The organism is Paenibacillus sambharensis (assembly GCF_003233845.1).
Classification (GTDB): Bacteria; Bacillota; Bacilli; order Paenibacillales; family Paenibacillaceae; genus Paenibacillus_I; species Paenibacillus_I sambharensis.
Map to the genome: position 1 here is coordinate 70,273 of NZ_QKRB01000044.1, position 24,568 is coordinate 94,840.

A 24,568-nucleotide genomic window follows, 5' to 3' on the forward strand; every position below is an offset into this window, starting at 1 on the left:
CTATTAATATGGCAGTAAGTAAACAGCAGATAACAGATGCACAATTGGATGAAATCACAAAATCCACAGCCGAAACACTGGCAGAGCAGCCGAAGCGCAAAATCAGAATTTGGATGTCTCAAGAAGAGCGGAAACGCCTTGAGTCTTCGCAAGAGGCTGGAAAGAAGGTTGAATGGCCGTATGAATTCGTAAGCATTAACGGTCACAATTATCAAATTCAGCGCGGGGTTGAGGTAGAGGTTCCGGAATCGGTAGCCGAAATTCTCAGCGATGCTGGACTTATCTAAGATGGTACAAGGCAGGGCTTGATGGCCCTGTCTTTTTTCGTATAAGGGGGTTTCAACGTGGCAAAAACACTGTCCGATCTGCGGTATACGATGGAGCGCTACGTCCAGGATTCGCTGGATAACCAGAATGTCATTAACTGGTGCAACGATGCACAGACGGAGATCATGCTTTCCATCGAAATACCGGATGCAATGACCCTTGAGGTCAATAACACGGACATATCTTATCCAATTCTGACCGACAACATTAAGCGCATCAGCCGGATGTGGCTAGCTAGTGACCGGCAGCAGGGCGTTGACCGGGATTTACAGGCGACCTACCGGCTTTACGGCGGGCATATCGTGTTTTCACACCGATTCGCGCAGCAGGACGTGCTACATATCGAGTTTTACCGGCATCTGAAGCACTTCGCGGCTATGACGGACACTATCGACCTGTCGGACCGGTATGAATCGCTCTATACGTCCTACGGAATCGCACAGTACTATGACCTGCCAAGCTCCATACAGCGGATGGGCGAGCAGACAGCCAAGCGACTATACGACAAGCATTACACCCGGCACATGATGATCAAGGAACAGATCTCCGTTCAGTACCTGATGGAATCTCAACCGTACACGATTAAGGGGGGCTGGTGATGCCAATGAAAACCTACCAATTCACGGTGGCTACCCGAATTGACGCTCCCGGCACCGAGTGGCACAACACGCTGTACGTCATCCCGGACATGCTGACTCCCCGCGTAAAGACAGACGGCCCGGCAGAGGCTATGCTGAGCGATGAGGTAGTCAACTTCTGCGAGCTGAATAAATGCACAGTCTATGAGCAGGTAAGGAGTTGGGGCGGATGAACACCTGGAATGCTGGCCAGATCATGACAGCCGTCCGGACGATTAATAAGATGGACGTGGACTATCTCGGACCCGACCCTAGCACGCAGGACCAAATCCTGTTCCAGTTCATGAACGTTGCACTCTGGAAGCTTGCACGGCTCTGCTACAACACGGAGGTAAGCGATACGGTCAACGTAACAGGTGATGGCATTGTACCTTTCACCAAGGGCAATGCGGCGATTAAGGACATGTACGAGCCATTACGCATCCTGCAGCTGGTGGACGGCCGGGAGATTGAGGTTCCTAAACGGTACAGCGACACGGCCCCGATTGGGTGGCATTGCGAAGCACCGAACCAGCCCATTGATATTCGCGGTATAACGGGCCAAGTGAAGATGAAGTATATCCGGTACCCCCGGCAGGTTACGCAGGCTGCTGACCCCGTTGACTGCCCGGAGAGCGGCTATCAGACGTTGATCATGGAGATATCTTCTTCCGTGAAGTACGTCAAAAACTTCTACGCCGAGGCTGAAGCTATGGGCGGCGCGGCCAAAACAGGTTATGCTGGTATCACGCAGGCCGCGATATCTGCACGCGGGCCGTCATCGGGCGGTCAGCCACCGAGCTATGACGATGTGCAGAAAGCGAGAGGAGGGATGTAAATGCAGCGACCACCAAAAGCAGGAGACACGATGTATTGTCCGCTATGCGAAAAATCTTATTATCGTTTTAGAGAAGACATTATACCTGGGACGGTATTAAGGGGAAGTTCAGTTGAACCCATTGGGGATGCAGAACTGCCACAGCCCGGAAATAAGATAGAGTGTCCAGTTCACCACTTGCCGTTTGAGATAAGAGGTGGTGAATGATATGCCACAAGGCTTCCAACAGCCTGTTACGCAGGCTGCTGACCCTGTTGACTGCCCGGAGAGCGGCTATCAGACGTTGATCATGGAGATATCTTCGCAGGTCAAATATGTGAAGAACTTCTACAATGAAGCTGATGCAATGGTCGGTGCGGCGAAGACTGGTTATGCCGGTATCACGCAGGCTGCTATCTCAGCGCGTGGGCCATCATCGGGCGGTCAGCCACCGAGCTATGACGATGTGCAGAAAGCGAGGGGAGGGATGTAAATGCAGCGACCGCCAAAAACAGGAGACACATTGTATTGTCCATTATGCGACAAGGATTACTACCGTCTTAAAAAAATTACTTCCATGTTGATCAGAGACACGCTTGAACCCATTGGGGATGCAGAACTGCCAGAGCCCGAAAAAATGATAGAGTGTCCAGTTCACCACTTACCGTTTAAGATAAGAGGCGGTGAATGATATGCCACAAGGCTTCCAACAGCCTGTAACGGTTGATTTAAGCGTGGCAGGTGGAATCAATACGGTTGCTCAGCCGACTGCTCTAGCAGCCAACCAAGCGCGTTATATGATCAACGGTGTGCAGCCGCAGGGGAAGATTGGACCTTGCGCCCAACGCCCCGGCAGTATACCAGTAACGACGACAGCACTCAGCAATCCTATCCGCTGGCTGACCCTGTACCGCACCGGGGCCATAGACAAGATCATTGCCACGGCTGGCACATCGCTTTACCGGTTCAACGGCAGCGCACTACAGCCTGCATCTGGGGCGCTAACGAGTGCCGATATCTACGAAGTGGATTTCACGGACCGTAACTCCGTCAGCCGCAAGATCATCACGGACACGGGCGGCATCAAGGCTTACAATGACGATACATTCTCTGTTGCGGATATTGTCCCTGCGGCAGACGATGCAACGCCTAACCCACCGAATATATTGTCGCAGCTGCACACCAAGAAGATGAAATACTGCTTCAGCTACCAGGGGCACCTGTTCGTGAGTGACGGCAGCGACCAATGGTGGTACTCGAAACGATGGACCTTTGACTATTTCCCTTCGGTTCAGTGGGAACGTTGGGTGCGCCAGAACGACTATATGAACGGCCCGGGCATTGCATTTGATAATGTGCTGATGCTCCCGATGCGCAGGGGATGGGGCGTTCTGTTCGGCACCAACTTTGACACGTTCCAAGGGAATCAATTCTTAAATACACAGGCCGGGGTGGTTGCGCCCCGGTCTATTCAGCGTATCACCTACCCAGACGGGGCACAGTCGGTTGTGTACCTCTCTGATGATGGCATATACGAAATCTACGACACGCAGCTAATGGACACCGGTTCCCGGCGGTACGCTACGCGGTCGATATCGGTAGACAAGGTAGACCTTGAGGCAATCGGGCTATCAGAAGCCGAGAAAACAGCCGCTGTGGGCTATTACGACCCACGGACGAATCTTTATATGCTGCGTTTCAACAAGGGCGAGGAACGACTCTGCTACGCTTACGATACACGCAACCGGGAATGGTATCCGTGGACGAATATTAAGGCTAATGGGTTTGTTCGAGCTGGTGAACTGTACTATGCCGGGGAATCAGGCCATCTGCACAAGTTTGACGCCAATCTCGGCAGCGACTGGAACAATGCGGGGAAGACATCCGGAACACCTATCAATTTCTACCGTGCTTCGGACATGCTCAAGTTTGAGACTACCGGGCAGATGTCAGTTCTGGATGAAGTTATTGTCAACGCCCGGCAGTATGCAACCAAATCTAGCTTGGATGTGAAAGTGGTTTTTTATTCCTCCATGCGAGAGGTAAATCAGGCGATCAAAAACACCTACATGACCTGGGATGTTACAGCTTGGGACGATGGAGTGTGGGCCAACTTAGAATATACGGACCTTGTGAGTGCCCCGAAACCGCTGATTTTCTGCAAAAACTCGTACTATTTCCAGATCATTTTCAAGAATGACAGGGACGAGCTATGCGAGATATACGACATTAACTTAAAAGGGAGGGCATCCGGCTACTGATGGCAAACTTACCTTCGAATAGAACCAAATTGCAGGCGGCTGTTACCAACCAACAGCCGACTATTGTTGCGTCTTCACAAGCCAACCGTGAGGCTATGATAGAAGCATATGACACGATTGACCTGCTCAACCAGAAGGTTGACGGTCTGGCGGCGGGCGGCACACTTAGCCCTCTACCACCGGACTTCATGCACCGCCAAGCTTTGATCAATAGCAATATGGACGTTTGGCAGCGCGGCACCTCCTTTACTTCTGCAGGTTTCGGCCCGGATCGGCTTCGGCTGATATTAAACAACGGGGCGACGATCACATCGCACGGCAGGTCAACCGATGTACCAAACGTGCAAAGCCAATACTCCTACGAAATCAACGTGACCAACACGGGCGGCGGTACGGGTGTCATCGTCCGGCAGATCGTCGAGGCACAGCATTACATGGCGGGCAAGCAGGTCACGCTCTCCGGCTGGATTAAAGGTCCTTCGGGCGCTACCGTCTTCCACGTTGTCAACGATGAATTCAACGCTGGAACCACGATGACAGGCGCGTGGATACCCTTCATGGTTACGGGAACGGTAACAAGCACCGGGAACCTATCCATTGACCCCATCCGGAACGCTAGCCTGCCGGGAACCTATCGCCTGTCACAGCTGCAATTCTGTACGGGTGGAGTAGCACTGCCGTATCAGCCCCGTGGATTTGCCGATGAATTCAGGCTGTGCTTGCGGTATTACGAGAAGAATTACGGATATCTGGCTTATGCTGGTACATCCAACCAGGGGAACATTGCGATTGGCACGGCTGAGGTTGCGGACGCTATATTCTCAAATATCCGATATACCGTTCCAAAACGAGCCCGGCCTACCGTGCTGATCTATTCTTTTGGTGGCACGGCAAATCGTGTGTCTCCTATAAATTCAACTACAACTATAGGCACAAATGTAACTGTGGTAAATGACTTGTCCAATGAATACGGATTTTCAAAATTGGCTGACACAGCAGCAACCTTTACGGTCGGCAGCAGGTACTGGTTCAACTGGGTGGCCGATGCTGAAATCTAATATTGGCGAATCCTGCCAAACCTAGTAAACTGGAACTATAAAACCAGTGAGGTGCTGCCATATGAAACGGAAATCATTAGCTATTATCCTTGTTGCTATATTCGCCTTATCTACTACGGCATTTGCTGCTAAGCCCATATCGCTCTGGATCAACGGGAAAGAGGTTAAGCCAGCTGTCGCGCCGCAGATGATCAACAACACGACGATGGTCCCACTCCGGGTAATCAGCGAGGCGCTGGGTGCGGATGTGAAATGGGATCAGAAGCAGCAGCGTGTGACGGTGACCGCGCCGCAGCAGCCGGTTCAGCAGGCGGGCTTGACGCTTGAGCAGCTGAACAAGATCGGGGAGAGCGTTGGAATCATCTACGCCTACAACGGTGACCAGTACATCTCCCAAGGCTCCGGCTTCATCGTGGACGGTGTGCTGGTAACCAACTGGCATGTTCTGGAGGGCGCGACACAGTTCGTTGTAGCGTTCGGTAACAAGGAGGCTACGCTGCGGGTTGCGGATGCGGTGTTTAAGAATGAAACGGTTGACCTGATCGGCTTCAAGCTGGCCGGCTACCCATCGTTGAAGCTGAATACCAGCGAACCGATGAACAAAGACAAAGTGTATGCGCTCGGCCATCCTGCAAGAAAGTTCACCATTACTGAAGGTATGTTTGTATCGAGCTCTGGGAATGGAACGAGGTGGATGCATTCGGCAAAGACTGATCCAGGAGCTAGTGGAGGCATCGTAATCAACGCAAAAGGCGAGGTAATTGGAGTATCGGTTGAAGCGCTGGAAGGCGGTTACTCCAATTATGCAGTCCAGGCAAAGGTATTGAAACAAGAGCTTGCCAAGGTAAAGTAATATAAGACTAGAGGCACCCAAACGGGTGCCTTTTTCATGTCCCTAGGAGGGTTAAAATGTCGATATTTTCAAATGCGCTTAGTAAGCTGCAGCAGGTCAAGAACAATTCCGTTCCTATGCCCAGCAGCTCGAATTCACTCTTTAATCAGGCAACTACAAATCTTGCTACTAAAAATACCGGTTCATCTGTTCCTATGCCCTCACCTAATTTACCGAAACCCGCGACACCGGCAGTTAGCCTTCCTAAGACTCCGGTAGCGACTAACAATAATGCATCGCGGCTGACGACACCTAACTTGCCTACAGCTAATTCAGTCCCATATCCCGGCATGCCCAAAACAACGGCAGCAGTAGCAAGCAACGTGCCAATGCCACCAGCTAAACCGGCAACAGCACCAACAACCAATTATGGCGGCACTGGAGACCCACTGAACGAAATCCTGTATTCCAAAAAGCAGTATGATTCCGGAAATAAAGGATGGGCCGCTAATAACGCTACCCAATACTATGGCAAGCTGACACCGGAAGAGGCTGCACTTGTAAAGGGGATGAACACGCAGCAGTTGGAGGCTTATATCAACAACAAGAACAAAACAAGCAATACGCTTACAACCACAGATCCACGAGCCCCGCAACCAGAGCTGCCGCCTATGCCAGCAATGCCATCTGCACCATCCAACGGCGGGTACACATCCCCAGTGAACATGGGCGAATACGCACCGATGACGCGGGAACAGATCGAGGCAGAGGCACAGGCGCGGATTGATGCACAGATTCGTGAAAGGGAAGCTGCGGCGAAGCAGGCGAAGGAAGGCATGCAGACGAGCTATAACCGGATGTACGAGAACATCAACGAGGACCGGGCGCTTGAGAATTCCTATAACGAGCGGAACCTCTCGCCATTCAGCGGCAAGTCAGATTATGCGCTGGGTATGGTGGAGCAACAGCGGGGCCGGACAGACCGCGAGAACCAGCAGGACCTGCAATCACGCCTTGCCAGCATCGACGTATCGCTCAAGGACTTCATCGACGCCACGCCGGAGCAGAAGCAAGCCATGATGAACGAGCTCACCCGGATGGAGCGTGAATACGGTCTTGCTGCGGATGCTCAAGCTTTCGGTCAGTTCGACTCCAACCGGAACTATGGGCTGAACTATGCAGGGGTTTACGGCTACGGTCCGGGCGGCCAGATGACGGCAGCCATGCAGAATCAGATGTTCAGCCAGGGTATACAAGAGGGGCAGCTCACAGGAATGTATAAGGGACAATCCACGCTGGATAACAAGAGGTTCAATGTAGATACAGCCTTGGCTTACGGAGACCGCGCGGGCATGATCCTGACTCCGCAGCAGGACGTGAGCGGCTACCCGCGACAAATTCAGAGTGGCAAGGCACCACAGACGCTTGAAGGTCAGAACCAGCAGTTCCAGCAAGGCATGCAGCAAAAGCAGTTTGATCGGGGCGTTTATGAATCTGATCGTAGCTATCAGTACACACAGGGTCGCGACAAAGTGGCTGATGCGCAATGGGAACGGGAGTTCAACCGAATCAAGGAGCAACAAGGTATGCAAAATGCGTTGGCATGGGCACAGCAGAACCTTAATCAGGCAGAATTCGACGACCGCAGCGCTCAAGGTTGGGCTGGTCTGGATTGGCAGATGCAGCAGGGCGGAAGTGCAGGATATTCCTATAATGGCATGACTTCTAGTCAGGTCCTTTCGAGCGTAAGGAAGTTGTATGCTGACGAAGACGGAATGCTGCCGACTGAAGGTAAAAGCAGAGAAGAAATGTTTGAAACGGTAGCTGATTTCGGGTTGCCGCCAGATCAAACAAGACAAGTTCTGTTCTCGCTGGGATTCAGCAAGGAAGAGGTAGATTCCATGCTGGGTAACTACCCGGGAAAGTAGGAAGCTCGGTAAGCGTGCCGCAAGCTTATCAGGGCATAGTATCGACCGCGGCTAAGAATTACGGCATGCCGGAAGGGCTGGTAGCCTCTATTATCAAGGCCGAGAGCAATTACAACCCCAATGCTAAAAGTGGTGCAGGTGCAATGGGAATGATGCAGCTTATGCCGGGAACGGCAGCAGGTTTAGGCGTCAAAAATCCATACGATCCTGCACAGAACATAAATGGCGGCACGAAGTACATTTCACAGATGTACCAGAAGTACGGCGATTATCAACTTGCTCTGGCTGCCTACAACTGGGGGCCAGGGAACGTGGACAAGGCCATCAAGAAATACGGGAAGAACTGGGCGGCGATCAGCGCTCATGCACCAAAGGAAACACAGAATTACGTGACCAAGGTTATGAAAAACTGGGGGTAAGGTAAATGGACGAATTTGAACGGGTCAGGAGAAGGAAGCAAGGGGAAGAGGCAAAACGACGTGTCATGGAACGTTTAGCAGCGCTAAATAGTGGCGCTGGACAACCAGTCGAGGATGAATTTGCTGTTGTCCGGAACCGGCCCGTCAACGTTCCTCCTCCCAACAGCAACAAACTAACACTGCCGGCCACGGCTTTCAATCAGCCAGAGCGAACGATATACGGCACGGATAACCTAACTCGCAGCGTACAAGGCATACAGGCTTTCAACGACAGGGCCGAGGCGGAGAGGCAAGCAAAGAAGGCTGCTGAAGAAAAGGCGAAGCAGGATTATCTGGATAAGCAGAGGGCCACTCGAAATGCGCAGGATCCCAAGAATCCAGTCCTCAAGTTTCTTAAAGACAACACGGTTGATGCCGCTGCTGGCTTTATCGACAAGGCTCAGGTTGGCAAAACCGGCATTCCCGGCGTGGATGATGCAGGGAAGTTCTTGAGCCGTTTTGGACAAAAGGCAGGGCATGCAGTAGGCGTGGACACCCAGAAAGCTGGGGCCGCGCCTATTTTATCGACTGGCAGCAAGGCAGCAGATATTACGGCTGATTTGGGTGGCGCCATTGCAGGATGGACCACTAACCCGGCGAACATCGGGCAGGGGCTGGCTTCCATGCCGTACAAGATCGGCCAGACATTCGCCCAGAATGTCGCTCCTAAAGCTGGACCAGTGGCAACCAGAGCTATCCAGGGCAGCGTGGCCGGAGCTGTGCAGGGCGGTGTCATCGGCGGCGTTCGCGGGGAGACGGATGCCGATCAAATGGCGATGAACATCGGCATGGGTGCTTTAGGTGGTGCAGTCGGTGATGTGGCCATGTACGGGCTGGGCCGTGGTATTTCCAAGCTGGCATCCAAGTTCAGAGGTCCCGGCAATTCTGCTGAGCCGGCAGCGCAGGAGGTTCTTGCCTTACCCGAACCACGGCAGCGCGGTAATGTGAACCGTGCGGACACGCCTGAAGTCATCATGGATGCTGATGTGCGGCCGCTTGGTCTTCCTAGTCCATCTGGACGACCGCAGGGCGTGACAGGGGCAGTGCAGCCGCCACTGCAGCGAGTGGGCAGAGCGGCACAGGTAGAGGTTCTGCCGGCCGCAGATGTCACGGTGCCGAAGCTTCCCCGGGTAGATGTAACCCCACCGCCGGGGCAAGCAGCACCAAACATGAGGCAGCGAGGATTTGCGGAAACTCTTCAGGCGAGTGACAAGCCGCCGTTAAGCTTCAAGGAACGGATGTCAGCGGCCTATCAACCCATACGGAATGCGGACACCCTTGCCGCTGCGAATCTTCGCATCAGCCGGGATATAGAGGAAGCAACATCATTTGTATTGGGAGATACAAGATTCACGGCAGAAAAGGCAACAGTCGCCCAACGGCTGATTGATCACTACAACGGAATTGGAAACCACCAAAGAGCCGTGGACATCGCAATGAAGGTATCGGAAGAGGCGACTACAGCCGGCCAAGCGAATCAGGCTTTGTCCATGTTCAACCGGTTGTCTCCAGAAGGCGTTCTGGTTTATGCGCAGCGTGTGGCAAGGAAAACAAATGAGAAGACCTCTGTCTTTACTAAGGACAAAGTTGTCACACCAGACATGGCGGCAAATCTACAGGGCCTAGCTGCAGCTGCCAAGAAGATGACCGGAATCAAGGAACTCTCCAATAACGTCAATGACATTCTTGACCGTGCCAAATCGGGTGTAAAGCTGACTGAATCAGAGGCTCAAACCTTGAGGCACTTTGTCAACGAGTCGAAGCAATTCATTAAAGAAACCTCTCGCCAACCAAGGGCCCCGAGAGCGCCTAGGCAGCCGAAGGACAACCGGGTGAGGGATAATCTTACCGCATTCCTTGATGCGCAAGAGCAGGCCGCTAAGGAGCGTCTGCGGTCAAAAGGTATACAGGTTAGCAGCACTCCGCTAGACGTGTGGATGGATTATGCGATTATCGGCGCGGCCAAAATGGGAAAACAGGTCATAAGGTTCTCCGATTGGTCCGAGGAGATGGTGAAAGAGCTGGGCGAAGACATTCGGCCACATCTAAGACAACTGTACGAACGATCTATGGAAGCATATGAAGCATCAACTAAGAAAGTCACCAGACGGACGATCAGCGAAGCAGAGAAGTTGACGGACAAGGTGATTCGCACGAAGCAGCTGGAAGGAGATGAGGCGAATAGTCTTCGTGAGTTGGCGAAGAAAGTTTCGTCCCTCTCGGGGGATGCGCAGCAGATTGCTTCACAGGACCTGCAGGTCATCCTCATGGGTTTAGATAAACCCGGTATTTTGAAAAGGATCAGCACCTTTCAAACCATTGGGCAGCTGCTCAATACCAAGACAATGGCTCGTAACGTATTGGGAAATGAGTTGTTTTACCGGCTTGAACGTATCAATAAGTGGGTTGCTACTCCGATAGATATCGCCCGGTCTAAGATCACAGGCGGCGAGCGAACGGTGACATTCAGAACAAACAACCAGGGAGAGTTCTGGAGAAACTGGGTTTCTGGCGGAAAGGCGGGCTGGAAGCAGGTTAACGTCAATGGACTGCAAACAGCATATGACCTTGGCAGTCCTGCGTTTACCTCGAAGTTGAATCCATTAACGTACTTGGAGAAGGCTTTGGGGGCTACGCTCAAGTCGTTCGATACTGCAGCATACATGCGAGCTTACAATAACACGGTAGGCGAGATGGCGACGCTGCGGGCTATTAACGAGGGGCAGGGCAATAATAAAGCGCTAATCCAACAGTACATCCGTGAAGCTGACGAGAACATACTAAAAATCGCGGATGAGTATGGCCGTTATGTTACATTCCAGGACAACAATCTCATTTCGCAAGGACTGGTTAAGTTCAAGAGGGGGCTGAATGTAGGCAAGGATTTCGGCGTCGGGGATCTCGTTATAAAGTATCCGAAGACCCCGGGAGCTTTGCTTATGCGGGCATTGGAGTATTCTCCAGCAGGCTTTCTGCGAAGCGCGAAAATCCTGATGCAGCCGATTTTTAAGAAGGAGCCTAACACGGCAGAAGTCACTCAAGCTCTAACGAGGGCAATTATAGGTACTGCAGGGCTCTCTGGTATGGGATATTACTTGATGGACGTCGGCATTCTTACCGGCTCTGCCAGCAAAGACAGAGACATTAGAGGGTTGCAGCAGGCGGCCGGCCAAGGTCAGTATCAAGTAAATCTTTCGGCGCTAACTCGGTGGGTTCAGAGTGGTTTTGATTCAGAGAAGGCTAAACTCCAAGAAGGAGACCGCCTGTACACTTACGATTGGATGCAGCCGGCTTCTATCGCAATATCCATTGGAGCGAACGTGAAGAAGAATCTCACCGAGGGCAAGGACGGACTGTCCGGCACGTTTGGTACGGTCTATAACAGCTTGGAAGGCGGTTTGGGCACACTCACTGAGCAATCTGTCTTAAGCGGTCTTAAATCAGCTGTAGAGGGGTATCCGGGGCAATCGGTGACGGATAAGATTATGGACGTTCTGACCGAAATTCCAGCATCTTTCGTACCAACGGCATTCAATCAGTTCAAGCAAATGAATGACAACTACAGGCGTGAAACCTATTCACCAAATAAGCTCGAGCAGTCCCTGAATCGCGCACAAGCCAAGATACCTATTTGGGCTGAGTCGCTGCCGCAGCAATATGACACACTGGGTAATCCCAAGGAGACATACCAGGATAACAACGTATTTAATGTGATGTTTAATCCTGGCTTCACTAGCAAGTACAAGCTCAGTCCAGAAGCCAAATATATTGTTGAATTGATCGCGGAGACAGGAGATGAGACGCTTGCGCCGCGTGTTCCTGGCAAGAAAGTGACAATCGAAGGACAAACCTTCATACTAAATGGCGATATGTTCAGCCGGCTGCAGCAGCTGCAGGGCGAGGAAACTAAGAAACGGATTAACAAGCGGATGAACCAGAATATTCAAGATCCGGCGAAGAAATCTAAGAGGATTTCGAAAGAGTTAACGCGAGCTGGAGACGAGGCTAAGAAGCAGTTAGGCCGAGAGTATAACTTAAGATGACGAGTCATTGCACGACTATTTTGGGTATGATATGCTTACAATAACAAAAGGAGAGCGTTGCACCGCTCTCCCTTGGCAGCACCTTGGGGTGGTACCCCTCCAAACATGATGTAGGAGAAAGTAACCCGTCAGGCGTCCAACCTGTGGCGGGTTATTTATTTTGGATAACAAAAAGACGCTCCAAGGAGCGTCTTTATTTTACGTATGCTATGATCGCTGCAATAATCGATCCTGCAGCAGAAGCGAGAGCAATCCAGGTGGTCACTGTAAACCGCGTTCTTTGAGTGGCTTCGTTAAATTGTTCTTTGGTCACCAGATTTTCGATCTTATCTGAGACCTTTTCAAGCTCAGACCTGGTTGCCATTGTGCTGCTGATATTATCTATTTTATCAATGACCCGATTCAGGTTAGCTTCTATTCGACTCACAGATTCGCCAAGGTGTTTAACATCATTTTCAACAATACCTAATTTGCTGCTAATTTGTTCGCTCATGTCGTCACCTTCCTTAGTAGAGGCCATTTTTTCGTAATAGGCCTGCAGTTGGCGGTACGCTTCTTTAAGGTTTTCGTGTTCTTGGTATATACTGCTTATATCCATTTTAACACCAGTTACAGACTCGTCAATCTGCTGTTTGTATTGAAGTATTTGAGATTGTAAGCCGAAAGCTAAATGAGCAATTCTGCCATCTATGGCTTGTCCCAGAAAATCAATATACTTGCTGCTTGTCAAACGCCGTCACCACTTTGTCTACGCTCGTCCAAATACCTTTGATAGATCGCCTCTAGCGACCTAATAATCATCGGTAAATTTTCTGGAGCTACATTAAGGGAAGCGTGTATATAATTTCGAAGGTTCCCTTCTTCATGTTCAACTATAGGCCCGTTGTCTTCCATAGTGAATCTGGTCATTAAAGGTACGTGTTCTTCAAACAGATCTATGGTGACCATGTTCTTATGATAATTAGTTATAACTCCGTTGACATGGATTCGCTTATAGTCCTTGTCTTTTTCGAAGGTAGCAAGAAACTTTTCATTAGACATATAGACCCACCCCATTCATAAGTTAACGGATTTTATTCTACTATAGTTCGATAGTAATTTCTAGAAAAATATGGTGGTGAAGTGATGATAAGAGATGGTCCTTAAATATTATTGACATATTCCGCCAACTCGGTTAATATAAAAACAAATCCGGAAGCACCGGTCAAGAAAGAGTCCATTGGGAAAGCATCCCATGGGCTCTTTTTCGTTGTGGAGGTCCATATGATCGAAATGGAGCCGATGGAATGCGCGGTAGATGAGCGCACCTATTCCATCCTGGACAGCTGGTTCGGCCGGGAGATGGCCGGCAAGCTATTATATGAAGGAAAATCCGCCTATGAGGTGGGGCAATGTACGAACTATACCAATTCATTATTGAAATCAGCCAACGGCCTTTAACATTCGGCACGTTGGCTGCTGTTTTTTTATTCGTCCTTGACAAATTTGGTCGCAAGCTCGTGACCAGTCAGGTCAAGCGCATATTTCACGTTGATGACAAGTCTGAGCTGCGGGAACACTTGGCCCTGCAGCGGCGCATTGAAAGCAAGGTCGATAGCATCATCACACATTTGGGGGTGCCTATATGCGATTCACAACCGAGTACTTTGAATCAACCACCAACCCGGTCCACAAGGACCTTTATGCCATCCTTACAGGCGGTCATAGGCCGGGCAAACCAATCAAGGAGAGTGAGAAGCATGGAAAGGATCAATAAAGGAATACTGCTGCCGCTGCTGGCTGCTATAGCAACCTTTCTCAAGCAGGCGTTTGGCATCGAGGTGCCGGATGAATGGCTGGACGCCACAGCCAATCTGGTGCTGTTTGCAATCATGCTGCTGGGAATCTTCATGAGTCCGAAGAAACCGAAGAAGAAGGAGGTTGAACAACATGACACAGACGACAATCACGAGTTTGCGGGGCTTGATGTGGAGCGCGAATCTGCCGTTTAGCAGCCTGCCGCCCATTGAGGACATCACCGACCAACTACCGAAGCATGCCACAAAGATATGGGGCTGGCGCAAGTATAATGAAGTGAAGCGCCTTGTGGTCCATCATATGGCTTCTGAGGCGCCGCTGGTGAATCAGGCTGATTACCACGTCAATTCCCATAACTGGCCGGGGATTGCTTACAATTTGGTTGTATCGAACGGCCGGCTGCTGCAGACCAATGACCTGCTGACCTACACCACGCATGCCAAGGGGGCAAACGATGATTCCATCGGCATTGCCATCCACGGCGATCTTTCCAAGCGAGAGATGACCAGTCAGGAACGGGAGCTGCTTTATGCCGGCATCCTGTTGGTTAAATCCATCTGGCCAAAAATAGCGGTGGTGGGGCATAACGAAGTCAGCGCGACCGCCTGCCCTTGCACCAGTATGAACCGGATCCGGACGGACATCGCGAACCTGGAGCATCAGATGGAGTTTGCTGCCACACCGCAGAAACAGGCTGAGATGGCTTATCGAATCGCAAATGAACTGCTTTATTTGTACAATCTATCCAAAGGAACGGACCAGTACGGCAAGCCGGTTGAATCGGAACGAGCGGAGAAGGCGCAGCGCAGGCTGCTGCAACTCGAGCCGGAGATGCGGCGGCTGGGTTTCTTGGCATAGTGAAATGGCCTGCTCTTGTAGCAGGTCTTTTTTTATTGCGGTAAAATAACCTTGGGAGGTGCAGCATGCTTACCAGGGAACAAGTAAATGAGCTCTACAAAAACGGCATCTGTAAATGCGGAGCAGCTGGCCGGTGGCGCTGGCGTTATTACCATGGTGTACGTGTATTCGCCTGTACTAAATGCAACCGGCCGAAGTATTGGCCCGTGGGATATGATTGATCATCCTCACCTGTTGATAAGGCGGGGATGTTTTATGTATACAGGTCATTTCCTCTATACATATTTTCTGTATTATCTAGGTATCCATCCCCCTCGCCTCCACCATGAAAAACCCGACCGCGTGAGGTCGGGTTTTTCATTTGCTTATATAGTGCAGCATATCTTATGCTGTAAGGGGGAAGACAGACGTTACTGTTCTGACCAATTGACGGTTAACTCAATAATGCCATCTCTAGAGGTTAAGGCCCCTCCAATCATGGACCAGCTTTCATTGTTTTTAACGTTATCCCCTTGAATAATAATGTTGTTATTATCGATAGTATAATTGGATTGATCCAAGTTTTGCGTATTGAAATAGTCCGTGTACAACTTTGTAATCGTAAACATGCTTTCTTCAGTAGTAAAGATGAGCATTACGGATTTTTTGCCATCGTTGATTTCAGCGTGTGAAGTGCTTATCTTAGCATCTTGTGGTAGAGGAAATGTTTTAGGTAAATACTCTGGTATCTTTTCTTGCTCGTTTAAATGTTGAATGTTCTGGGCAACTTTAGTATTCTCTGATTGTTGTTTACGGTCGTTTTGAGTGGATTGGCAGGCACTGAGCACTACGGTTAATAGCAAAAGGTAAATGATTAGCAAATTTCGAGATTGCTTATGTTTCATTTGACATAGGACTCCTTTCAAGCTTGCTGGTTTTCAAAAGTTTATTTATCTACTTTACCCAATTTTATAAATGATTACAATTCATCGAATGGTCCATTTTATTATACATGTATATTTGTCCCAACTTTAGAGGGATATGCTGTCACATCTCCGCCTGGGGTGTGCAGAAGAAGACAATCAGGCTGACCTAGATCGAAGACGGTTACGGGGCATCGGCCTAGGTGACATCAAAACTGTGACTACACCCGTAGAAGCCTATGTGGCGTTATCTTCGGACAGGTGGTGTTCAAATCCCCTCGCCTCCACCATATATATCCACAACCGCATGAGGTTGTGGGTTTTTCGCTTTTTTGGTAATTTTATTGCAAGCTCTATTTGTTCGGCGGCAACCCTCCACTATGACCCCATCCTGTAGACGAGAAAGACTCATGTTCCGACGGCGTCTGCGTTTGGAAGTATGGTATCAGTCCAATCAAAGACACAGTTGACCGTCTCCCGTAGGCTAAAAATGTGTTGCAAGAATTACGTTAGTAATATAACATATATAATATAACAAGTGTTATTAATAGTTGAGGAGGAAAGCTTATGCCCCCGAAGCCGAAAGTGACGCGCGAACTCGTTCTGGAAGCGGCGCTCGAGTTGGTGCGTGAAGAAGGGATGAATGCCGTCAACGCACGTAACGTTGCAAAGAAACTAGGTACCTCTACCCAGCCAATATTCAGCCATTTTCCATCAATGGAGGAACTGAAGGAAGCGATTTGCGTTTATGCCGAGCATTTATATAACACCGCAATGCTAGAGGCGATGAAGAGCGGCAGTAACGGATTTCTGGCGATGGGCCTTGCTTACATCCGGTTTGCACGAACGGAAAAAAGATTATTCCATCTTCTGTTTATGTCAGGGCGACTTCAGCAGGAGAAGGTGTCGGACATTGCGGGTGCGAATGAAGGTGACGAACAGGTGATTGCGATGATCGGCAGCATGACCGGACTCTCGGTCGGCCAAGCACGCAAATTGTATGCCGGTATCTGGTTTACGACGCACGGCATTGCCTCGCTGCTTGCAACCAACGGCAGCTCGATGGACGATGAGGAGGCACAGGCCGTCTTGGGCCGTGTGTTTAAAGGTTTGTTGATTACACTCAAAAAAGAAGGCGAGGAACTTTAACCATGTCCAATACTTTCATTCGCAAATATCCCTACGTCGCCGCTGTCATCGCGGCGGTGATCTGTACGTTTATTACCGCTGCCGGCTCTGCGGCCGCCGAAATCGCGGGACTGAAGGAAGTCCCTGCTTCTCTCATTATGACGGCCTCCGTAGCATTGTCCATTTTGGTCGGCCTGCTGCTGCTTCGCCGTTCTGGCTTCTCAGCTAAGGAGGCGGGTATTCGGCGACCTGCCTCTGGCAGCGTTCGCCCCGTGTGGCTTTTTGTGCCGCTGCTGCTGATAGAGGTGATTCCGCTTGTCATATATGGCCCCGAGTTTACCCGTCCGGGAGCCGAATATGCGGCGCTGGCTCTGTTCACTGTCGTTGTTGGCTTCAATGAGGAACTGTATTTTCGCGGCTTGTCCTTCACCTATCTGTTGAGCAAGAGTCGAAAGCAGGCCGTTATCGGATCATCGTTCATCTTTGGCGTGCTGCATGCCGCCAACGCTCTAAACGGAACAGAGCCTGTCGAAGTTCTGCTGCAGATCGCCTTTGCTTTTCTCGCCGGCCTTACGCTTGCCCTCATTGTCAGCATTACCCGTAGCCTTTGGGTCGGGATTCTGTGGCATATTGTCCATAATTTTGTCTCTTTCAACACGGAGCTTGTCTTTGACCAGACGGCGCTTATCGTGATTATGGCACAGGTATTCATTTTGGCTGTCTATACAGCCGGCTTATGGAAACGTGGAACGGCAGAAGCCTGAGACTGAGAATAATCTCCTCGCGGACTCAAATTGCTAAAAATATGAGAATTGGAGATAGAGTAGTACTGAAAAGAGAACCAGAGAACTCTTATGACATCTATGCTATTAAAGTACTCGATTACGAGGCTAATATGTTGGGTGATATAGTGAAAGAACCAGCTCTATCATTTCTACTGTTTGAAGACTGGGAGTACCTTGTGTATCATCCAGATATATCACTATTTAACAATAAGGCATAGATGATTTTTATTTTGTCTACACAACCTCTCCAAAAAGCTTAAGCATCACGCGGCGGCGGATGGTAGATTTACCAAGCTGCGGTTCGCCTCCACCATGTAAAACCACATCCGCATGAGGATGTGGTTTTTGCTTTTCCAGCACATGTAACTTTAAGTTATCTCTTCGTAACGGCCTGATGCCAATCGCAGGCTTTACAGCTTCGCTAGCATCACTATTTTAACAGTTCCAGTGCTTTTGCCATTACCGGATCTCTTTCCGAGTCCAGGTCTTCTTCGGTATATATGACTTCTTCGTCCGGCGGCATACCGGCACCTTCGTATATATTTCCGCGTGCATCCGTATATTTTTCACCGCTGAGCGTGACGATCCATTGATTCGGCAGGATATTGAACATCATATCGCTGAATACACCATTAGTGGTCTCGCCGATCACGGTGACGTTGTTCAGTTCACCAAACGCCATGCGGGTCGTTTCAGCGGCGCTCGTGCTTAAGCGGCTGGTTAATACGATGATCTCGGCGGCGTTGATACGATTCTCGTTTGGTTCGATATAAATCGGCGTCGGGGGAAGAAAGCTGTCATAACCCTTATGGTTTCTGGCGGTTTTCGTGTATGCCAATGTTTGGCTGGCTGCGAATCTGCTTACCAAATCCAATCCAAATGCATCCGAACCGCCTCCGTTGAATCGCAAGTCGACGATGATTTGATCAACGTCGCTTAAACGATGCACGACTTGATCAATCGCCGGATTCACTTGCAGCATATCAAAATGGTTAAATGAATCTACAGCAATATAACCGATGCCTTCTTGAATTTGTCCATATTGGATAGCCCCATCAAGCTGGCTGTTCAATCCATCGGGAAAATAAGTTTTTTGAATAATTTCTTTCATCTTCTTACCGTTATTCATATAAAACGCAGTTCTCGGGTCCTCCTTTGCCTGAGAAGCAATCCCCTGCATACCGGCAATGACTTGCGTATGGCCATCATCGAGCTTTTGGATGATCTCTTTAAAGACCTGTTTTAATTCTCCGGCGGAAGTATCACTCTTTACTTTCGGGCGGTAATCATCGTAAAGCTTTTTCCATTCTGCTGAATGAACCCCAAACAAAGCATAATTTTCATCGAATATTTGCCAGAACGTCTCAAAGTTTTGAATGGGATCTTCTGAAAAACGGCTGATGCCGACTTGAGGCATTTGATCGATACGATCGAACTGTTTCCTATAACCGATCTCATCGCTCAAGGTTCCGTTTTGAAACCGGCCGATCGGCATTGGTTTCCACATCAACATATTAAAGAGCGCGTTCCCGCGGATCTTATCGATCCACACCGTGCCGTCTCGCTCTATATGACCATACGCAAATGGCAATACGCTGTCTGTTGTATAATTGAATAGCGTAAGATGCTCATAATCCGTTTCGAGAATATAATTATAAGCTTGCGATTTCCAAAGTTCGCGTTTGGCCGGATCCATAGCAGGGGCCTTCCCGTCATGACTCTGCCATATAAAGTAGATGCTTAGAGCCCCCGTCAATATGAGAATGCCAAGTATTATACCAGCGATTCGCCTAAACTTTTTTTTCATCCAAGGCTCTCCCGCTCTTTTTATAGGATTGTTCACCTTTTAACATAATTATACTTTTTACCAGGTTCCAATTTGCTGGCCTTAGGTCTGAATTTTCACTGGCCTTCTGTCTAGGAGCTTTGAATTGCTGTCGTTCCGCGGCTTCGTCTCTTGCGACGTCTTTATTGATCCAGGTGAAAATGTATAACATGGAAAATAGTGCACACCTTAAAAACGAAGTCGTGCTGGAGCCTGAAGCCAAAAACGAAGCATCACACTCCGCCGAATTGTGGTTTTGCACAACCAGGGTTCGCCTCCATGTTATCTGTGGTTATAACATTATTATACGAAGGGGAAACATCATGATAAAAGTCCTCAATATGGACGGCCAAGAACTAACACCGTGCGTCCTTGACCGGGCATGGCGGGAAGTGAACCGGGCCCGAGCTGTCTGGATTGATGCAGAGACGATACAACTACTATATAATCCATTCGCTTTCCCCGGGTATCGCAAGACTGCATTGAAGAGGGATAATCACACTTGTTTGTGGTGCGGGCTGCCTGCAGCAACAGTCGATCATATCATTCCCTCAAGCAAGGGTGGCTCGGATCTTCCGCAAAACCTGCTTGCTTCCTGCAGCGAATGCAACTCGAAACGGGGAAACCGTTCAGCGATCTCCTATCTTAAAGAAAAATCGGGTGCTGTTCCGAATATACTCAAGCTGCTTCGTCTGGTCATGATAGCATACGGATTTTCTATAAAATCGAAGATGAAAAAAGCACTGTCTCCTAAAGGGAATTAGGTCAGTGCTTTTTTGTTTAGCTTTATCTAGCTTATTTTTGTACATAAGAAACCCGACCGTGTGAGGTCGGGTTTCAACATACAGGATTCGAGACTCCCTGGATTTCCATACGTTTCGCATAGATAACCCCGATAATTACTTCTTGAGACGGTTTGCCTTGTGTAATTCCTCAAGCAGCAGCCGGGCATGCTCAGCAAGAGTTTCTCTTGCATTCGGAGATATATGCTTGTCATTGGATGCCCGATTTAGATGAGTTAGGTATTGGTCCACAAACTTGATTGCGTTCTTCAGCGACCCCTTCTTCCAATGATGCTGAACTTGTTTGAGTGAGTTGGTTAACTGCGGAACCAGGGGACCCGATAGCTCTTTCGATTTTATAAAGTTGTCCATCAGGTTCTCGAGTACACAAGTATCCATCATAACGGCAATCGGTGCCGTAACCTTTCCACTCGCAGTCGTGCCCGTTACTGTAAAGGAACCTAAGGCTGCATAAGACTCTGCTGCAATGGGATCCCACGTTACGGCGATATTTACCACCTCATTGGTCTCGACATCCAGTAATCTCACTGTCTTTGGCAGCTTTGGTGCGTGGTAAAGCCTCGTAGTCAGATAGAGATTGCTCTCAAGAATTTGTTTACTGTATGCTTCATGAAATACGCGCGTGGAATCATTAGCCTGCCAGTAATCCGTATTTCCGATTCTTGTAAACATGGATTGCCAAATCGCCGGCTCCCACACCAGCATGGTGGAACAAGCATTATTGATGGTATCGTTGCAAGCACGCATAACGTCTGTCATAAAGTCTGCTTGACCTTGAACCGAATTCGGATAACCCGTGGCGGACTCTCCGCCCGCTGCGGGATGAGAGGTTTCAGAAATCGCGAGTTCATAATCAGGGAACTCTGTCGCAAATGCGTGTAAGTAAGTGGTCAGGTCAGACATTTTCCCATGCCATTCCGGGTAATAGGAGATGGACATAATATCGAAGCTATTGTTGTAATCTTCTTGAAGTCTATGAGTCAGCTGATTCCAAAACTCCATGGTCTTGGCCAGCCGGTTTGTGCTGACAATAACATGGATTTTGGTCTTGGAAGCAGGTGATGCAGCCTTTGCAGCGCGCAGTCCTGCATCAACTAATCCTGTAAAACGATCCCAGGCAGCATCATAGGCAGCCTGCTCCTCCGGATCAGCTGAATTCCAGTACTCCCACAATAATTCTCCTCCCTGCTCTGCAAAATAAGAAGGATCATTTTTTGCATAGTTGGGTTCAAGTCCTGTTGCTATTTTCTCATTCCCCCACATCATGCCGTTGATAATTTCATTCCCTACCTGTACATATTTAGGCGTTACACCAGCTTCAATATGGGCGGCCGTCACGTCGTAAGTAAAGTTATATACAGCTTCCACAAGCTCTTCGTAGTTCAGGTTCTTCCAGCCTTGAGGCTTCACCTGCTTGCCCGGGTCTGCCCAGCTATCCGAATAATGGAAGTCGAGACCAACCTTCATCCCAAGACCGTTTGCATACAAAGACTTGTTCAGGGTATCTTCCGGATTCATACTTCCGTTCACATTGGGAACAGGGGCACCTGTATTCTCATCTCTGGGCTGGTTCCAGATCCTGAAACGTACAAGAGACATGCCGGTTTCCTGCATGGTTCCGATCATATGTCCGTCAGAAGAAGGAGAATCTGTCCGGTTCTGTGTCGTGTACATTCGATTTGGAAAACTGGTGTCCCACGATATATCAGCACCAACGGTAAGATTTTCTTTAAGGACATAGTTATTGATTCTCAGTTCTGCAATTCCCGGAATAGCCCCGTTTGATACACCAAGCAGGGTTGCTTTCAGGTACCTGATTCCTGCAGATTGCGTGATCAATACATCCTCTCCGCCCGTAATTCCTTTTGCAGAATGATCAGATAGGGTAAACCAGCTTACTCCATCGCCGGAGGCTTCTAATTTGTACCGGTATTCTCCATGCAGGGAAGGAAAGACAACTCCAACTTTACGCATGCCACGGTAGGTTCCGCCTAGATCAATCTCAACGGAGTTCTGCCCGGCTCCCAGAGAGGCTTCCCAATAGGTGTTCAAATCTTGATCGATTGCAAGCTTGGGGTCCCCGGTATTTGATTGGGCTGAAACCCAATCTTTCGTTGTTAGGTTTGTCACGGCGGGTTTAATGGCTGCATTACCGTAATATGCGGAGGCTTGCGTACTGAAGAGCGGAATGGTGAGCAGCGAGATGACACTGGCTAGACTAACGGATTTTCTAAGGAAAGACTGTTTTCTCACGTATACGACCTCCTATAACAGCTCGAGTGATAGTGAAGAGCTTCTGACTGATAAGAAGTACATAAATGCATTGTAAACGATTACAATTGTCTTATGTATAAGGATGCTAAACAATAACTATAAGGATATGAAACTTATGAATGACCATGGCGCCCCAGCTCTAGCTGAGCAGCGGAGTCCATTGGCAAGCGCAGGATCGACTTATCACACATACATTTCACGATACTTCCTGGGTGTAATGCCTTCCCGCCTCTTAAACGTGGCAACGAAGTAACTTAGATCATTAAACCCTACTAGAATAGCAACGGTTTTAAGCGGAATATCGGGATTTTGAACCATGATTTCCTTGGCCTTGCTGATTCTTAATTGAATGAGGAAAGAGTAAGGGCTCACAGCTAGCGTATCTCTGAAAAGCCGGTTTAAATACTGTGGACTCATATGAAAGGTGCTGGCTATATCACTCAGCGTAACATCTTCCGCATAGACGGATTCAAGCCATTCTACGATTCCCCGAACCTTCCCGTAATAGTGGGAGAGCGACAGTTGATTATTCGCCTTGCCATACGTACGGAGTTTGATCAGATAATCGAATAAGAAGCTCGACAACTCCAGCTTTGAAAATTCAGAATCGGTTTCGACTTTTTGGAACATGTCCAGGATGATGGATAGGAAGGGGAGGTCTTCTAGATCGGTATACATCGTTGATGAGTTCAGCTTTAATGACTCTAAGATTGATACAGCGGATGCTCCGCCGAAGGTAATATAAACAGTTGACCAGCGTTTTCCTTCTGTATAATAGGAGTGGGGCGTATAGGGCTTCAACAGGATTCCCCGCCCCTTCGATAGCGAATATTCCTGGCCGTCAAAATAAAATTTACCTTCACCGTCAATGGTAAGTAACCAGTGATAATAGGGATAACCCCTCGTCCTCAAAAAATCCATTTCTTGCGGATTATAGCCTACACTTTCTACAAACAAGGGTAAGGAGTCTTCAACAGTAATGAACTGATATCGCATTTTTTTGTTAAGCACTTGAACACCAACTTTTAACTGGTGAGTGTTATGAATTGCAAGTTAATGCTGATGCGGTAATCGTGTCATTTTCTCCATATAAGAGGATATGTAATCTTTGAAACGTTTGAGGAGTACCGTATGTCTCCATATCTACAGCATGGCCACGATTTACATGTCCCAGAGGGAATATCTAACTTGCCTGGTTACATTCAAGTAGTTAGTGACACAGAGGAAGATTCATGTTTTGACTTAAATAATGAAGTGGTTAGTCTAAAACGGAGCGTATTAGTTCGACTAAGAAACAAAATGCTAGTACACAAAATAAAGCTTCTTTATGAAAATACCTGTCAAATTTGCGGGTTTAAAATGCATATACGTGGGGATTATTACTATTTAGAGGTTCATCATATTAAACCTTTAGGAGAGCCTCACTTAGGGCCTGATACACTGGGAAATATGATTTGCGTCTGTCCAAATCATCACGTTTTATTGGATTTAGTCGCGATCGCTCTAGATAACGATCTAATTTTAAGTATGGCACGACATTCGATTAATAATGAATATATTGATTATCATAACCTGAAAATTGTTAATATAGATAATAGATAAAATCAATTTTACCCAAAAGTCCTAACCAGCACACTCCGACGAATTGTGGTTTTGCATAGCTACGGCTAGCTTTTTTGAACCCTTGTCCTTGCAAAACCACAACTAATAATACTGGACAAGGATTCAGCATGCTTGTCACTAATAGAAGTACCCGACTTACGTCCATACGATGTTGATTGGGTATTTTTTGCAAGTGGAGGTATTTGGAGGATTTAGTCGAATATTGATGTAATATCATTTGAGATGATAATCG

The 24,568-nt window shown here is 48.7% G+C and carries 27 protein-coding genes; 20 read left to right on the forward strand and 7 right to left on the reverse strand.

Annotated features, from left to right (window positions below):
• Positions 1-8: 8 nt before the first annotated feature.
• From DNH61_RS11770 to DNH61_RS11815, 8 genes are all read left to right on the forward strand, one after another.
• Positions 9-287 (forward strand): hypothetical protein, encoded by a 279-nt coding sequence (locus tag DNH61_RS11770; RefSeq protein ID WP_111146861.1) that lies wholly within the window; start codon positions 9-11, stop codon positions 285-287.
• A 57-nt stretch (positions 288-344) separates the two neighbouring features.
• Positions 345-926 carry a hypothetical protein gene (locus DNH61_RS11775; protein ID WP_111146862.1) on the forward strand — a complete coding sequence of 194 codons (582 nt, stop codon included), beginning with the start codon at positions 345-347 and terminating at the stop codon, positions 924-926.
• Positions 926-1,138, forward strand: a complete 213-nt coding sequence (locus tag DNH61_RS11780) for a hypothetical protein (protein WP_111146863.1) — start codon at positions 926-928, stop codon at positions 1,136-1,138. The genes DNH61_RS11775 and DNH61_RS11780 overlap by 1 nt, the downstream gene beginning before the upstream one ends.
• Positions 1,135-1,782 carry a hypothetical protein gene (locus DNH61_RS11785; RefSeq protein WP_111146864.1) on the forward strand — a complete coding sequence of 216 codons (648 nt, stop codon included), beginning with the start codon at positions 1,135-1,137 and terminating at the stop codon, positions 1,780-1,782. Before DNH61_RS11780 ends, DNH61_RS11785 begins: the two co-directional genes overlap by 4 nt.
• 208 nt (positions 1,783-1,990) lie before the next feature.
• Positions 1,991-2,254: a hypothetical protein gene (locus DNH61_RS11795; protein ID WP_111146866.1), complete on the forward strand. Its 264-nt coding sequence runs from the start codon at positions 1,991-1,993 to the stop codon at positions 2,252-2,254.
• A gap of 199 nt (positions 2,255-2,453) precedes the next feature.
• A complete protein-coding gene (locus DNH61_RS11805) occupies positions 2,454-4,022 on the forward strand; it encodes a hypothetical protein (RefSeq protein WP_111146868.1) in 1,569 nt (522 codons plus the stop codon).
• Positions 4,022-5,080: a hypothetical protein gene (locus DNH61_RS11810; RefSeq protein WP_111146869.1), complete on the forward strand. Its 1,059-nt coding sequence runs from the start codon at positions 4,022-4,024 to the stop codon at positions 5,078-5,080. Before DNH61_RS11805 ends, DNH61_RS11810 begins: the two co-directional genes overlap by 1 nt.
• Positions 5,081-5,141: 61 nt before the next feature.
• Entirely contained in the window at positions 5,142-5,933 is a 792-nt protein-coding gene (locus DNH61_RS11815; protein ID WP_111146870.1) for a trypsin-like peptidase domain-containing protein, read from the forward strand.
• A gap of 145 nt (positions 5,934-6,078) precedes the next feature.
• Here the strand turns inward: DNH61_RS11815 and DNH61_RS26095 are convergent, their stop codons facing one another.
• A complete protein-coding gene (locus tag DNH61_RS26095; protein ID WP_146241001.1) occupies positions 6,079-6,294 on the reverse strand; it encodes a hypothetical protein in 216 nt (71 codons plus the stop codon).
• Between the two features lie 7 nt (positions 6,295-6,301).
• On the opposite strand from DNH61_RS26095, the gene DNH61_RS11820 reads away from it, so the two are divergent.
• From DNH61_RS11820 to DNH61_RS11830, 3 genes are read left to right on the forward strand one after another with little or no spacing between them, the layout of a single operon-like run.
• A complete protein-coding gene (locus tag DNH61_RS11820) occupies positions 6,302-7,840 on the forward strand; it encodes a hypothetical protein (protein ID WP_111146871.1) in 1,539 nt (512 codons plus the stop codon).
• A gap of 14 nt (positions 7,841-7,854) precedes the next feature.
• The gene (locus DNH61_RS11825) at positions 7,855-8,259 is read left to right on the forward strand and encodes a lytic transglycosylase domain-containing protein (protein WP_281272382.1); all 405 of its coding nucleotides are present in this window, start codon (positions 7,855-7,857) and stop codon (positions 8,257-8,259) included.
• 5 nt (positions 8,260-8,264) lie between these two features.
• On the forward strand, positions 8,265-12,341 hold the full coding sequence (locus tag DNH61_RS11830) for a hypothetical protein (RefSeq protein WP_111146872.1): 4,077 nt from the start codon (positions 8,265-8,267) through the stop codon (positions 12,339-12,341).
• Positions 12,342-12,534: 193 nt separating this feature from the next.
• Here the strand turns inward: DNH61_RS11830 and DNH61_RS11835 are convergent, their stop codons facing one another.
• Complete coding sequence (locus tag DNH61_RS11835; protein ID WP_111146873.1) at positions 12,535-13,071, reverse strand: hypothetical protein; 537 nt, start codon at positions 13,069-13,071, stop codon at positions 12,535-12,537.
• A 533-nt stretch (positions 13,072-13,604) separates the two neighbouring features.
• Here DNH61_RS11835 and DNH61_RS26375 point away from each other — a divergent pair.
• A complete protein-coding gene (locus tag DNH61_RS26375) occupies positions 13,605-13,781 on the forward strand; it encodes a hypothetical protein (protein WP_181438676.1) in 177 nt (58 codons plus the stop codon).
• Positions 13,782-13,807: 26 nt separating this feature from the next.
• Here the strand turns inward: DNH61_RS26375 and DNH61_RS26380 are convergent, their stop codons facing one another.
• The gene (locus DNH61_RS26380; protein ID WP_181438677.1) at positions 13,808-13,951 is read right to left on the reverse strand and encodes a hypothetical protein; all 144 of its coding nucleotides are present in this window, start codon (positions 13,949-13,951) and stop codon (positions 13,808-13,810) included.
• A 14-nt stretch (positions 13,952-13,965) separates the two neighbouring features.
• On the opposite strand from DNH61_RS26380, the gene DNH61_RS27005 reads away from it, so the two are divergent.
• From DNH61_RS27005 to DNH61_RS11855, 3 genes are read left to right on the forward strand one after another with little or no spacing between them, the layout of a single operon-like run.
• A complete protein-coding gene (locus DNH61_RS27005; protein ID WP_281272383.1) occupies positions 13,966-14,097 on the forward strand; it encodes a hypothetical protein in 132 nt (43 codons plus the stop codon).
• The gene (locus DNH61_RS11850) at positions 14,081-14,332 is read left to right on the forward strand and encodes a hypothetical protein (RefSeq protein ID WP_111146876.1); all 252 of its coding nucleotides are present in this window, start codon (positions 14,081-14,083) and stop codon (positions 14,330-14,332) included. Before DNH61_RS27005 ends, DNH61_RS11850 begins: the two co-directional genes overlap by 17 nt.
• Entirely contained in the window at positions 14,271-14,996 is a 726-nt protein-coding gene (locus DNH61_RS11855; protein WP_111146877.1) for a peptidoglycan recognition protein family protein, read from the forward strand. Before DNH61_RS11850 ends, DNH61_RS11855 begins: the two co-directional genes overlap by 62 nt.
• 410 nt (positions 14,997-15,406) lie before the next feature.
• On the opposite strand, the gene DNH61_RS11860 is transcribed toward DNH61_RS11855, so the two are convergent.
• Complete coding sequence (locus DNH61_RS11860; RefSeq protein ID WP_111146878.1) at positions 15,407-15,880, reverse strand: hypothetical protein; 474 nt, start codon at positions 15,878-15,880, stop codon at positions 15,407-15,409.
• A 585-nt stretch (positions 15,881-16,465) separates the two neighbouring features.
• Between DNH61_RS11860 and DNH61_RS11865 the strand changes: the two genes are divergently transcribed.
• Genes DNH61_RS11865 through DNH61_RS27245 form a run of 3 tightly spaced genes read left to right on the forward strand, consistent with a single transcriptional unit; the run spans position 16,466 to position 18,029 of the window.
• Complete coding sequence (locus tag DNH61_RS11865; protein ID WP_111146879.1) at positions 16,466-17,047, forward strand: TetR/AcrR family transcriptional regulator; 582 nt, start codon at positions 16,466-16,468, stop codon at positions 17,045-17,047.
• A gap of 2 nt (positions 17,048-17,049) precedes the next feature.
• A complete protein-coding gene (locus DNH61_RS11870) occupies positions 17,050-17,790 on the forward strand; it encodes a CPBP family intramembrane glutamic endopeptidase (RefSeq protein ID WP_111146880.1) in 741 nt (246 codons plus the stop codon).
• On the forward strand, positions 17,763-18,029 hold the full coding sequence (locus tag DNH61_RS27245) for an HIRAN domain-containing protein (RefSeq protein ID WP_111146881.1): 267 nt from the start codon (positions 17,763-17,765) through the stop codon (positions 18,027-18,029). The genes DNH61_RS11870 and DNH61_RS27245 overlap by 28 nt, the downstream gene beginning before the upstream one ends.
• Before the next feature lie 212 nt (positions 18,030-18,241).
• On the opposite strand, the gene DNH61_RS11880 is transcribed toward DNH61_RS27245, so the two are convergent.
• A complete protein-coding gene (locus tag DNH61_RS11880; RefSeq protein WP_111146882.1) occupies positions 18,242-19,618 on the reverse strand; it encodes a S41 family peptidase in 1,377 nt (458 codons plus the stop codon).
• 188 nt (positions 19,619-19,806) lie between these two features.
• Here DNH61_RS11880 and DNH61_RS11890 point away from each other — a divergent pair, with 188 nt between their 5' ends.
• Entirely contained in the window at positions 19,807-20,400 is a 594-nt protein-coding gene (locus DNH61_RS11890) for an HNH endonuclease (RefSeq protein WP_245948149.1), read from the forward strand.
• 135 nt (positions 20,401-20,535) lie between these two features.
• Here the strand turns inward: DNH61_RS11890 and DNH61_RS11895 are convergent, their stop codons facing one another.
• Both DNH61_RS11895 and DNH61_RS11900 read right to left on the reverse strand, forming a co-directional pair.
• On the reverse strand, positions 20,536-22,692 hold the full coding sequence (locus DNH61_RS11895) for a glycosyl hydrolase 53 family protein (RefSeq protein ID WP_111146884.1): 2,157 nt from the start codon (positions 22,690-22,692) through the stop codon (positions 20,536-20,538).
• Between the two features lie 204 nt (positions 22,693-22,896).
• Positions 22,897-23,724 (reverse strand): AraC family transcriptional regulator, encoded by an 828-nt coding sequence (locus DNH61_RS11900; protein WP_245948150.1) that lies wholly within the window; start codon positions 23,722-23,724, stop codon positions 22,897-22,899.
• Positions 23,725-24,012: 288 nt separating this feature from the next.
• On the opposite strand from DNH61_RS11900, the gene DNH61_RS27250 reads away from it, so the two are divergent.
• Positions 24,013-24,315 (forward strand): HNH endonuclease, encoded by a 303-nt coding sequence (locus DNH61_RS27250; protein ID WP_425452244.1) that lies wholly within the window; start codon positions 24,013-24,015, stop codon positions 24,313-24,315.
• The last annotated feature ends 253 nt before the right edge of the window (positions 24,316-24,568 follow it).